Source organism: Desulforadius tongensis (assembly GCF_016907915.1).
GTDB classification, from domain to species: domain Bacteria; phylum Bacillota; class Desulfotomaculia; order Desulfotomaculales; family Desulfohalotomaculaceae; genus Desulforadius; species Desulforadius tongensis.
Genome location: NZ_JAFBCW010000003.1, coordinates 81,825 through 93,616 on the forward strand (window position 1 = coordinate 81,825; position 11,792 = coordinate 93,616).

The following is an 11,792-nucleotide window of genomic DNA, read 5'->3' on the forward strand; positions in this document are numbered from 1 at the left end:
AATATTATGCATAAACCGGAACTTTTGGCCCCGGCGGGGGATTTGGAAAAACTTAAATCAGCCATTATTTACGGCGCTGACGCTGTTTACCTGGGGGGTAAACAGTTCAGCCTTCGTGCCGGGGCGGCAAACTTTGGCCGGCAGGAGCTGGCGGAAGGGGTAGAATTTGCTCACCGGCACGGAGCCAATGTGTACGTGGCGGTAAATATATTTGCCCACAATCAGGACATAGAGACCCTGCCGGGGTATTTTTCATTTTTAGAAGATGTGGGGGTAGACGGGGTAATTGTATCAGATCCCGGTGTACTTACTGTTTTGCGCCGCACGGCCCCCGATCTGCCTGTACATTTGAGCACCCAGGCCAACACCACCAATTATGTTAGTGCCCGGTTTTGGCAAGAACAGGGGGTTAAGCGCATTGTGCTGGCTAGGGAGTTATCGCTGGAGGAAATTAAACAAACTGCTGCCCGGGTGGATGTAGAACTGGAAGTATTTGTTCATGGAGCCATGTGTATGGCTTATTCCGGCCGCTGCCTGCTCAGCAGCTACTTAACCGGCAGGGATGCCAACCGGGGAGATTGTGCCCAGCCCTGCCGCTGGAAATATCACCTGGTGGAAGAGAAGCGGCCCGGCCAGTATTTCCCGGTGCTGGAGGAAGAGCGGGGCACGTACTTTATGAGTTCCCGGGATCTCTGTTTAATTGAGTACATACCCCAGCTGATAAAGGCCGGGGTTAAGAGCTTTAAAATAGAAGGCCGGATGAAAAGCGTTCACTATGTCAGCACGGTGGTAAAAAGCTATCGCCAGGCCATTGATCGGTATTTTGCTGACCCGCAGAATTATACGTTGGATGAGCGGTGGATGGAAGAAATATCCAAAGTGAGCCACCGGGATTACACCACCGGCTTTATTTTAGGTCCACCGGGCAGGGAAGCCCAGTCGGACAAACCTTCCCAGTACAGGAGAGATTACAGTTTTGTGGGTATAGTGCGCCGGTATGATCAGGGCACCGGGATGGCCCTGGTGGAACAGCGCAATAATTTTGCGGTGGGCGACAAAGTGGAAGTTTTCCAGCCGCGGGGTGAAAATTTTACATTTACCGTCAGGGAGATATACAGCGAAGAAGGAGAACCCCAATCGAGCGCTCCCCATCCCCAGCAGCGGCTGAAAATACCAATGCAGCCGGTGGAACGGTGGAGTATGCTGCGTAAGATTGTTAAGTAGAGTGCCGCAGGTGGGTGTTTTGATGAATAAAATTGCCTTCCGGTGCCAAAGCTATTAGGTAATAACTGGAAGGTGATAAAATGGAATACCGGCGTCAGAAGAGAATGGTGCTTACATTCTACCTGCTGCTGATACTTTTTATACCGATAATAGCGCGGCTTGCAGACGTACAGCTTGCCCGCGGGCCGGAATATGCCCGCAGGGCTTTGGAACAGCGGTCAATGAAAGTGGTGCTGGAGGATATTCCCCGGGGAGATATCCTGGATCGCAATTTAAAGTCATTAACCGGCAGCGGGCTGCAGCAAAAAATTGTTATCTTTCCCAGTTTAATGGATGATCCCCAGCGGGTGGCTGAATCACTGGCCGGCATACTGGGGGAGGATACCCAAAAATTAATTGAACAATTTGCCCGGGGCAGCGGCACCCTTCCTTACCCCTTGGGAATGGAACAAATCAGGTTAATAAAAGAGGCTAACTGGCGCGGGGTGTTGGTGCTGCCCGTGCGGCAGAGATATTACAATCAACCGCTGGCCAGCCATTTGATAGGACACTTGGGCAGTATTTCTTCGCCCGGTAAGCTGGAGGAACTTTCTGCTGCTTCCACCAAATGCTATCATTTAAACGACCTAATCGGCCAAATGGGACTGGAAAAATATTATGAACAGCAGTTAAAAGCCACCCGGCCGGAGCGGTTGGTGCGGGCCTTTGCTGATGCCGCCGGTACGCTGCTGGCGGGAATGGGTATTAAATTGGAGACCAGTGCAGCAGACCCGGGGCGTCAGCATGTGGTTACCACCATCGATTACCGGATCCAGCGGGTGGTGGAACGGGTAATGGATAAATATGTCCGGTGCGGTGCAGTGGTAGTGATGGATGTGCATACCGGGGACATTGTGGCCATGGCCAGCCGGCCCAATTTTCACCCGGCAAGGGTTTCCAGCCAGCTGGAAACCGCCTCTCCCGAAACCTTTGTGGATCACTGCACTGCGCTGTACCAACCGGGATCTATTTTTAAAGTAATAGTGGCGGCGGCAGCGCTGGAAGAGGGAATAGTAACTGAGGATACTACTTTTACCTGTCGGGGGAAGAATTCAAAGCTGGTGAAGTGCTGGTATCATCCCGGTCACGGGACCATTACCTTTGCCGAAGCCTTTGCTCAATCCTGTAATCCTGTTTTTGCTCAGGTGGGCTTGCAGCTGGGTGCCGGTAAAATAATTGACTATGCTCGTAAGTTTGGCCTGGATAATCAAACCGTTATTGGTTACCCCGTTCCGGAAGATAAGCGCCAGGACTTAAATTTAATCGCGGCACCCTACAACCTTGTAAACAGCAGTATCGGTCAGGGCCCGGTGCTGGCCACTCCGATACAAATAACTGCCATGATGAACACCATTATAAATGACGGTATGTATATTCCGCCCCGGTTGGTGAGGGAATTAAGAAAATCTGACGGCACCATAGTACAGCGTTTTGCCCCCGGCGACAGTTACAAAGTTATTTCCGGAGCCACTGCATCTCAATTGAGGGAAATGCTTTTACTGGTGGTACAAAAGGGCGGGGGCAGAAAAGCACTGGTGCAAAATTATGGCAGTGCCGGAAAAACCGGTTCAGCGGAGGTGGAGGGACAGGAACGGGTCAATGCCTGGTTTTCAGGCTATGCACCGGTGCCTAATCCCCGTTACGTGGCAACGGTGCTGGTGGAACAGGGTATCAGCGGCAGTGAAAGTGCGGCCCCTGTTTTTAGGGAAATCATGGAAGAAACACTAACCCTTGCTCCGTTGACTGGATAGTAGCAATATAGTAGAATAATAGTATAATTTAAGGGAATTTGGCGCATATCTAGTTAAATAGTTCACAAATGAGGTGTAGACTATGATAGTTCGGGGAGAGCGTATTCGTGCATTACGGGAAGAACGGGGGTATACATTACAAGACCTGGCCAAAAGGGCAAAGCTGTCATTGTCTTATTTAAGTGAGATAGAGCGGGGTTCCAAGCGGCCGTCGCTGAAAACCATAGAAAAACTGGCAGCAGCATTAAATGTTCCCAAAACCCAGCTGATTGAAGGGGAAATCACAGATACCGGCTTGGCGCTGGGTGAAAAAATTCGCATTATCCGCAATGAAAAAAACATGTCCCTGCAGGAACTGGCGGATAAAGTGGGTATATCCCTTTCCTACCTCAGTGAAATTGAGCGGGGCACAGTTTACCCGGCGTTAAATACTTTAAAGCGCGTTGCTGAGGGGTTGGGCATACCGGCCAGCGCGCTGATGGGGCATGAAGGTACACTGGGGCATAAGCTGAGATCACTGCGGGAAGAATACGGGTTAACCCAGGCCCAGCTGGCCAACCTGGCCAACGTAACCGCCGGTTTAATCGGCCAGATAGAGCAGGGAAAAGTGCAGCCTTCACTAAAAACACTGGAAAAACTGGCCGAGGTAATGGGTGTGTCGCCCTGTTACTTTATAATGGAGCCCGGTGCCGTTGACCAGATGATTAATCTGATGAATCCCGAGCTCCGTGAACTGCTGGTGCACCCCAATGTGCAGTCTGTATTGAGTATGATTTGCAACTTAAATGAAAAGGAGCTGCAGTTTATACTCAATTTTATTCAACTGTTTAAGAGGTCTGAATTAAGTTAGATATATTAAATATATACTGTAGAGGTGATTTGTGTTGCCTACATACGAGTTTAAATGTAAAGAATGTGGAAAAAAATTTACCGTAATGGTTTCCGTAACGGAAAAGGACCAGGTGAAATGTCCGGAATGCGGCAGTGCAAAAATTCAGCAGCTCATTACCGGGTTCTTCACCAAAGGCAGCTGCGGTGATCATGCTGGACACGGCGGCGGTTGAGGAATATAAAATGGAGGCAGTTGGCCTCCATTTATTTTTAGTAATAAATAAATACTGATTATTAAAAAAATTTTTATAAAACAAGGTAGCCTCTTAATAAAGATTCTGTTATTATTATAGACAGAGAAATTACGGGACTAGGGAGGGGGGTATGTATGGCGGTAGAAATAAACGAAAGCAACTTTGAGGCTGAAGTTTTGCAAGCAGATATTCCGGTGTTAGTAGATTTCTGGGCCAGCTGGTGCGGTCCCTGCCGCAGTATAGCACCGATATTAGACCAGTTGTCCGAAGAATACCGGGGTAAAGCCAAAATATGTAAAGTAAATGTGGATATGAACCAATCACTGGCCAGGCAGTACCAGGTAATGAGCATACCAAACCTGGTGTTTTTTAAAAACGGCAAAAAAGTGGATCAGGTGGTTGGTTTTACTGCTAAGACCGAATTAGCAAAAAAACTAGATGCACTGCTGTAAAACCCTGTCCATAGGAGGTTCGGTTTTGAACCTCTTTTTTTTTTACGAAAAATATTCCTAAATTATATGCAACCATTACCCTTATAGTACGTCTTCTTATTAGGTAAAAAATAAAGGGGGAAAGAATTTTGTTTAAAAGATTACTATCACTGACCTGCGGGATAATGCTGGTTTTATTATTTTCCCAAACGGCCTTGGCTTCTCAACCGGCCATTGCCCACCGGGAGCAGGCGTTAAAAGCAGCTAAGGAACTGCTGCCCGAAATTGTGGGCGACCTGCAGTTTGAGGTGGACTACCGGGATGGAGGTTACTGGGGAAGAAAGGTTTGGAAGCTGAGTAAAAGGGAAGAAAGATTGTACTCCTACGGTCCCGGGGGAAGTTTAGAAATAGAAATTGATGCTGACACCGGCCAACTGTTAAGTTTATATGACAGCCGTTATACCCCAAAATCAAAAAATTATGCCTCTACAGTAATTACTAAAGATAAAGCCAGGGAAATTGCTTTAAAATTTGCTGCCCGCATGCAGCCTGATTTAATCAGCCAACTGCGCTTGCAGGAAGATAATTATGCTCATAACTATGACCGGAAACTGCAATTGGGCTATTCCTTTTACTGGAACCGTATCGTCAACGGTGTTCCGGTGCAGGATGACGGCATTGGTGTACGGGTTGACGCCGTTACCGGAAAAATAATCAGATACCATTTTAGGTGGAACGAAGAGGCAAAGTTTCCGCCCCCGGGTAAAGAAATACTGCCTGAGGGCAAAGTAACCGATATAATACTGGAAAAAATAGGGTTATACCCTGTTTATACAACGGAACCCGGTAATAATGGTGCCCGGTTAAAAATGGTGTACCGGTTAAACAGCAGTGCATTTATGTTTGATGTGGAGACGGGAAAACCGATGAGTTTAAACGGCAGAATAAAGAATTTTAATGAAAGTAAAGCCTATAACCAGCAGTTCACTCCGAAAGCCGGGGCCGCTGGGATACCGGCACAGCAGCGCCCGGTAAAGCAGATTAGTCCCATGGAGGCACAAAAAATTGCTGAGAAATTTTTTAAGCAGCTGGGCTATAGAGGTGAAGTGCGCCGCGCGGGAAGGGGAGGTATCAGTACATCCGGGTACTATATAGAACATTGGGATTATTGTGTTGAGGATGATAAAACCGGTGAGGGCACAAAGATAGAAGTGGAAATAGATTCTGCCACCGGTAAGGTGTTGGGCTTTCACAAGTGGAACCGTTATCAGGGCGAAAGTAAAAAAGGTAAATCCATTTCTTACTTCCAGGCCCGTGACATAGCAGAAGAATTTATTAGAAACAGCGATTTAACGGGCAGGGATATGAAATATGTAATCAGTCAAGATATTAATCTATCCGCCGATTATCCGAAATACAGCATTTGTTTTACCAGGTTAATTCACGGCGTACCCCTGGAGGGCAGTCAAATAAGGGTGGAGGTAGACCGTTATACCGGTGAAATAGTGAGTTACAATAATCACTGCCTACCGGTAAAAGTGCCTAAACTGGGTCCGGTAATTAACGAGGAGACGGCCGCCAGAGCATTTAAAGCTGCCAAACCGCTGGAACTTTGCTATGTATATCAGAGAGATGAAAGATACCGCCCGGCGGGCGAAGCTATGCTGGTATATCGAATTAAGTATACCAGCCGGGAAATAGATGCATGTACAGGCAAACCGCTGGAAAATAGCGGTAAAGCCGGTGATGCAGTTAAAAAGCTGGCCGGCCACTGGGCCTGCGGCCCGCTGAAACTGCTGGCAGACAGCGGTTTGCTGCCGGAAAATAATTTTGATCCCGGCGGTAATGTAACCCGCAGAGATGGCTTACGCATACTGGCGGCGGCATCCGGTTATTATTACTCCCGGCAAATTAAGCTGAATTTGACTGATGTTAGTCCCAATGATCCGGATATTGAAGCAGTTAAAAAAGCCATTGTCATGGATATAATTGAGAACGGAGGAACGTTGAATTTGGACGCCCCGCTGACCAGGGAACAACTGGCTGCCTGGCTGGTGAACGGTATGGGGTATGCAGAGGTGGCAGCTCTGCCGATAAAAATTGAAAATAATTTTCAAGACAGTGATAAAATCAGCAAACAATACAGAAACCACGTGGCCTTGGCTGTCGGGTTTGGATTTTTTAAAGGAGATAAAAACGGCTGCTTTAACCCGCGGGGAAAGGTAACCTGGGCTGAACTGGCCACCGTGGTTGTAAGAGCGGCACCAGCATTAAAATACAGGGATTAAATCAAAGCGCGGCTTCCGCCGCGCTTTGATTATGAGCAGTTTGCTTTACCGCCATTGAATGATGAATGATTGCCGGCTCATTTGAGATAATACAAATGGAGGTGGTTTAATGGAACTGGGAACGAACTGGCATAAATGGAAAGATGTTTTGGGAGAAGCGGTGCAAATAGGAGAAAAATTGGGCTTATCCCACGATAATATTGATGATATCGCTTACCGCTTGGGGCAGTTCCTGGCCAATAATTTAGACCCAGCCAATAAAGAACAGCGGCTGCTTAAAGAACTTTGGGAAAACGGTACCGAAGAAGAAAAACGCAGTCTGGCATCCATGATGGCCAAAATGAGCAAAAGGGATTCTTTGCATTAAAGTTAAAGCAGCCGTCACCGGCTGCTTACTTGCTGGTACGAAAATCCCGGTGTTAATTAACAACCGGTACCGGGCCCGGCAGGATAACTTTTTCAGGGCAAGATGTACTTTTTTGTCAATTTATGAAACAATTGGGCTTTTCAAAAGGTCTATATTATGGTAAATTGTCCTAAGGTGCTTGACGTTAAAAATGAATAATCAATTAACCAGTTGAAAGGGTGACAAAATGGGTACTTTTCAAAAAGAGCAGGCGAACCAAGAATTTTCTAACCGCTCAAGGCAGAAAACCCCGCGAACAAAATTACCGGCCGTTATACTGGCGGTTGTTTTATGGGGATGTTTGATTGGCGGCGGTTTCTATTTCGCCAAGCAGTATATTGACCGTTCCATCCAGGATGTGCAGCAAACCAACGCCATAAACATACAAAGGTTGGAAAGCCGCCTGGATAATTTGACTGCCGAAATGAAAGAAGTTGAAAAGGCACTGCGGGATGCCGATCAAACTTTATCCAGTTCCGATTCCACCCAGCAGGAACTAAACGATAAAATTAACAAATTAAATAAACAGTTACAAGAACTGGAGAAAAGCCTTAAGATTTTGAAGGAGGCCCCTTAATGCGGCTAATCAACATTTTTTTTGTTTTTTTAACAGCACCATTTATTGGTATCGGCATTGCACTGGCCGGTTTTGCAGAAAACTCTCAGGCGTTGGGGATCCCATTAACAGAAGTGAATGCGGCGGTAAGTAATGCCGAAGATGCCTTTACAGAACTGCAGAAAAATGTGACCTTTTTAAGGGAAGCCGTGGAAGAGCAGGAGCGCCAGTACAAGGAACAGGAAAAAATTCTGCGTCAGCTGGCCAGCAAAAGCCAGGAACATAAAAGTATGTCTGACCAAATTTACGAGGAACGCATACTGGCCATGCTGGGGCCGCCCATCAGAACACACCGTTCTCACCGGGTGGAAGTTAAAGTTTTTAAACTGGATGAACTGGGCTACCGGGGTTATATTGCCAAAGTAAAGCTGTTTGACCCGTCAGTTTTTAAGGTGGTGCTGGCCAAGGACAAGTTTGGCGAGAGTGAAACCACCAGTGAAGCTGTGGCCCGTACCGGGGCCATTTTGGGCATTAACGGCGGCGGGTTTTACCGGCTGGTACAAAACGGAAAGCATTATACACTGCCCATTGCTAATACCGTCATTGACGGTAAACTGCGCAACGGCGGCAACGGTTTTCAACCTTCCTATGAAGATATTTTCATTGCCGGCATTCAGAGAAACGGCAGCGTAACGGGAGCTGTGGTGCACACTAAAGAAGAGTTAATGAAGCTTAACCTGTGGCAGGGAGTTAGTTTCGTACCGATCTTGATTCAAGACGGTAAACCGTTACCGCTGCCCAAAAAATGGCAGCATGAGAAACAACCCCGCACTATAATTGGGGAATATGCCAATGGAGACTTAATCATGATTGTTGTTGACGGCCGCCAGGCCGATTGGAGCACCGGTGTGACCCTGGAGAGGCTGCAGATTAAGCTGATTGAACTGGGGGTTAAGGAAGCTTACAACCTTGATGGCGGCGGTTCCAGTGTCTTTATATATAACGGTGAGGTGTTAAACCGTCCCTCGGACGGGAAACAGCGTAAAGTGGCCACCAATATAGTGGTACTGCCTTAATTAATTACAGGCGCAGTGCTGGCAGGATGCCGTTACTGCGCCTTTTTTAATTGGGAAAGTTCTTCGGCAATAAAATTAGCAGCATAGGTGGCCAGGGAAATGTTTTCTTGATTATTGTAAGTTTTAATGGCCTTTATTAACCCGATGGTGCCGGCAAATATCAAATCTTCACCATCTACATCTAAATGTTCGAATTTTTTTACTGCCTCGGCAACTAAACTGAGGTTGCGCTCCACTAATACGTTAAGGGCTTTTTCATCGCCTTTTTTTGCCAGTTCAAGATACCCTGCCTCTTCATCACCGGCCAGAGATTGGGGAAATGTATAAGAGGAGATAAAAGAAACCAGCAGCAGCATCCCGTTGATTACAGAGATTATTGTTATTGCCCAGAGACCTGCAGGCATAAAGATACCTCCATAAAAAGTTGTTTGTAATACAATTTATGGAGGCAGCAAATAAAACGTGAAAGAATATAAATACCGGAATCTAACTTCCTTAATGAAACAGCTTAAACCAGGCTGCTGTTTTTTAGAATTTCATAAATATCCTTTTCTTCCGGCTTTTTAGGGCAGTTGGCTATGTTTTTGGCCTGCAGCGTTTTAGCCACATACAAATCCTGCTCCCGGGTTGTGAGTTTGATGTCCACAGGGGACAGTACCTTTTTAAGCAGGTTTCCGAACTCCTCTAAATCCTTACAGCCCATGGATTTTACTACCTGTTCCACCCTGTCCGGGCTGCTCTGGGCCAGAAATTCCAAACTGGCCTTCATTACTACACCATTGGCCAGACCGTGGGGTAAACCCTTAAAGTAGGTCAGCGGGTAACCCAGGGCATGGATCACGCCGGTGGCAGTTTGGGCAATTACAATGCCGCCCAGCATGGAGGCATAAAGAAGCTCTTCCCGCTGGCTGAGGGTAATATCGTCTTCAGTCATGGTTTTCAACAGCCGCCCGATAATGGAAATGCTTTCCAGGGCCAGCAAATCTGAAAACACCGTGGCCCGGTTGTTTACAAACCCCTCCACACTGTGGGAAAGGGCATCCACCGCAGTATTGATTGTGATATTCCAGGGCAGGTTCCTGGTGTAGCGGGCGTCCATAAAAGCAACGGCGGGAAAGAGTTTTTCACCGGCAATGGATTTTTTAGTTTCCGCCCAATCCACCGTCAGTATGGAATAAGGGGTTACCTCACTGCCGGTGCCGGCTGTGGTGGGCACCGCTACAATGGGCAGCGGGTCTGCGGTCCATTTTTTGTCCATTAAATCCTGTTCGCTGATGTTATTTGTGGCCAGAACGGCCACTGCCTTGGCGGCATCCATGGGGCTGCCCCCGCCGATGCCGACGATAAATTCTGCTTCCAGCTTCCTGGCCATATTGGCAGCCCGGTATACTGTTTTTAAGCTGGGGTTTTCCTCCACTTCATCAAAAACGTTGTATTGAATACCTTCTTGAGAAAAAGCGGCTATCATATCCCTTAAGGAGCCGTTTCTTTTGGATGAAGTTCTGCCGGTTACCACCAGGGCCTTTCTGCCCAGGGCAGACAGCTGCGAACTGTATTTTTGCACGCACTGTTCATCAAAAAATATCCGGGTTGGACAGCGAAAATTAAATTGCAAACTAACGACCTCCCAATAATAAATTTACATCCAGGTTTATTTTACCACATTTCCTGATTTCCTTCTGTTAATCAGAAAAGATGAATTTTGCTGGCATACCATTAAAAAGATAGTTGTTTGATGGTATTAAGAAATAATTTTTTCCTGCAGGATATTGCATAATGAAAAATGAAAAAAGAATTAGTGAAAAATGGATTGTTATGGAGGGTAATATTAATGAAGGCTTCAGCGGCCATACTGGCGGGGGGCAAAAATTCCCGGATGGGTACAAACAAGGCATTTTTAGAGGTGCAGAGCTGCCGGATAATTGATCACGCTCTGCATGAACTGCGGCGGGTCAGTGAAGATATCCTTATTATCACCAACAATCCCGCTGAGTACAGTCACTTGAATGTTCGCCTGGCCCAGGATATTTATCCCGGCCGCGGTCCCCTTTCCGGCATTCACTCTGCCCTGGTTAACGCTAAAAATCATACCCTGCTGGTGGTGGCCTGCGACATGCCTTTCATTGAGGCTGAATTAGCCCGTTATCTTATTAATGCCGCCCGTGATTATGATGTGGTTATCCCGGTGGTGGAAGGTTACTTTGAACCCCTGTTTGCGGTGTATACCAAGGCCTGCCTTCCCCCCATTGAATGGTGTTTTAGAAAAGAAAAACTGCGTGTAATTGACTTTTTTTCTGCATTGAAGGTAAAATATGTAAATGAAGATGAAATTAGCCGGGTGGCAGATGTTGAGCGGGTGTTTTACAACGTCAACACCCCCAAAGAACTGGCCGCGGCTAAAAAACTAATGCACAATGATTAGGAGGCAGTAATCTTGCGTTTTTTGCACCCGGACATGTATGTTGGCAGTATAAAGAATATAGATATCCAAAAGTTAAAAAAAGCAGGTATTAAAGCCCTTATCTTTGACCTGGATAACACGCTGGTTCCCTGGAACAGCAGCGAGCTGACAGAAGAAACTTTGGCCTGGTTTAAAGAACTGCATAAAGAAGGTTTTAAAACCTGTATTGTCAGCAACAACAACCGGCAGCGGGTGACAAAACTATGTAACCTGCTGGAAATACCGGGCATTCACAAGGCTTCCAAACCCCGCCGCAAAGCCTTTCGCCGGGCTTTGCGCATGCTGCAGGTAAAGCCGGAAGAAACAGCAATGGTGGGTGACCAGGTATTTACCGATGTGTTGGGGGCTAAAAGGCTGGGGCTGTACACCATTCTGGTGGTACCCATCAGTAAGCGTGAATTTATCGGTACCCGTATAAACCGTCAACTGGAGAAACTGGTGCTGCGGCGCATTAAGCACCGGTTAATACAATAGA

At 47.0% G+C, this 11,792-nt stretch carries 13 protein-coding genes; 11 read left to right on the plus strand and 2 right to left on the minus strand.

Annotation, left to right across the window (positions count from 1 at the left end):
- The first annotated feature begins 6 nt into the window (after positions 1 to 6).
- The 9 genes from JOC37_RS02015 to JOC37_RS02055 all read left to right on the plus strand — a co-directional run bounded on the left by JOC37_RS02015 (position 7) and on the right by JOC37_RS02055 (position 8,856).
- The gene (locus tag JOC37_RS02015; RefSeq protein ID WP_204615341.1) at positions 7 to 1,224 is read left to right on the plus strand and encodes a peptidase U32 family protein; all 1,218 of its coding nucleotides are present in this window, start codon (positions 7 to 9) and stop codon (positions 1,222 to 1,224) included.
- 80 nt (positions 1,225 to 1,304) lie between these two features.
- On the plus strand, positions 1,305 to 3,014 hold the full coding sequence (locus JOC37_RS02020; protein ID WP_204615343.1) for a peptidoglycan D,D-transpeptidase FtsI family protein: 1,710 nt from the start codon (positions 1,305 to 1,307) through the stop codon (positions 3,012 to 3,014).
- 82 nt (positions 3,015 to 3,096) lie between these two features.
- Positions 3,097 to 3,864 carry a helix-turn-helix domain-containing protein gene (locus JOC37_RS02025; protein ID WP_204615345.1) on the plus strand — a complete coding sequence of 256 codons (768 nt, stop codon included), beginning with the start codon at positions 3,097 to 3,099 and terminating at the stop codon, positions 3,862 to 3,864.
- A gap of 31 nt (positions 3,865 to 3,895) precedes the next feature.
- The gene (locus tag JOC37_RS02030; RefSeq protein WP_338017320.1) at positions 3,896 to 4,078 is read left to right on the plus strand and encodes an FmdB family zinc ribbon protein; all 183 of its coding nucleotides are present in this window, start codon (positions 3,896 to 3,898) and stop codon (positions 4,076 to 4,078) included.
- 155 nt (positions 4,079 to 4,233) lie between these two features.
- Positions 4,234 to 4,551 (plus strand): thioredoxin, encoded by a 318-nt coding sequence (gene trxA, locus JOC37_RS02035; protein ID WP_204615347.1) that lies wholly within the window; start codon positions 4,234 to 4,236, stop codon positions 4,549 to 4,551.
- A 128-nt stretch (positions 4,552 to 4,679) separates the two neighbouring features.
- Positions 4,680 to 6,818, plus strand: a complete 2,139-nt coding sequence (locus tag JOC37_RS02040) for a YcdB/YcdC domain-containing protein (RefSeq protein WP_204615349.1) — start codon at positions 4,680 to 4,682, stop codon at positions 6,816 to 6,818.
- Positions 6,819 to 6,927: 109 nt separating this feature from the next.
- Complete coding sequence (locus JOC37_RS02045; RefSeq protein WP_204615351.1) at positions 6,928 to 7,185, plus strand: DUF3243 domain-containing protein; 258 nt, start codon at positions 6,928 to 6,930, stop codon at positions 7,183 to 7,185.
- Positions 7,186 to 7,411: 226 nt separating this feature from the next.
- Entirely contained in the window at positions 7,412 to 7,801 is a 390-nt protein-coding gene (locus JOC37_RS02050) for a hypothetical protein (protein ID WP_204615353.1), read from the plus strand.
- Positions 7,801 to 8,856 (plus strand): phosphodiester glycosidase family protein, encoded by a 1,056-nt coding sequence (locus tag JOC37_RS02055; protein WP_204615360.1) that lies wholly within the window; start codon positions 7,801 to 7,803, stop codon positions 8,854 to 8,856. Before JOC37_RS02050 ends, JOC37_RS02055 begins: the two co-directional genes overlap by 1 nt.
- Positions 8,857 to 8,888: 32 nt before the next feature.
- Here the strand turns inward: JOC37_RS02055 and JOC37_RS02060 are convergent, their stop codons facing one another.
- Together JOC37_RS02060 and JOC37_RS02065 are read right to left on the minus strand one after the other, a co-directional pair.
- Complete coding sequence (locus JOC37_RS02060; RefSeq protein ID WP_204615362.1) at positions 8,889 to 9,260, minus strand: sigma factor; 372 nt, start codon at positions 9,258 to 9,260, stop codon at positions 8,889 to 8,891.
- A gap of 104 nt (positions 9,261 to 9,364) precedes the next feature.
- Complete coding sequence (locus JOC37_RS02065; RefSeq protein WP_204615364.1) at positions 9,365 to 10,471, minus strand: iron-containing alcohol dehydrogenase family protein; 1,107 nt, start codon at positions 10,469 to 10,471, stop codon at positions 9,365 to 9,367.
- A gap of 216 nt (positions 10,472 to 10,687) precedes the next feature.
- Here JOC37_RS02065 and mobA point away from each other — a divergent pair, with 216 nt between their 5' ends.
- Together mobA and JOC37_RS02075 are read left to right on the plus strand one after the other, a co-directional pair.
- A complete protein-coding gene (gene mobA, locus JOC37_RS02070) occupies positions 10,688 to 11,278 on the plus strand; it encodes a molybdenum cofactor guanylyltransferase (protein WP_204615366.1) in 591 nt (196 codons plus the stop codon).
- 12 nt (positions 11,279 to 11,290) lie between these two features.
- Entirely contained in the window at positions 11,291 to 11,791 is a 501-nt protein-coding gene (locus JOC37_RS02075; protein ID WP_238480699.1) for a YqeG family HAD IIIA-type phosphatase, read from the plus strand.
- The last annotated feature ends 1 nt before the right edge of the window (position 11,792 follow it).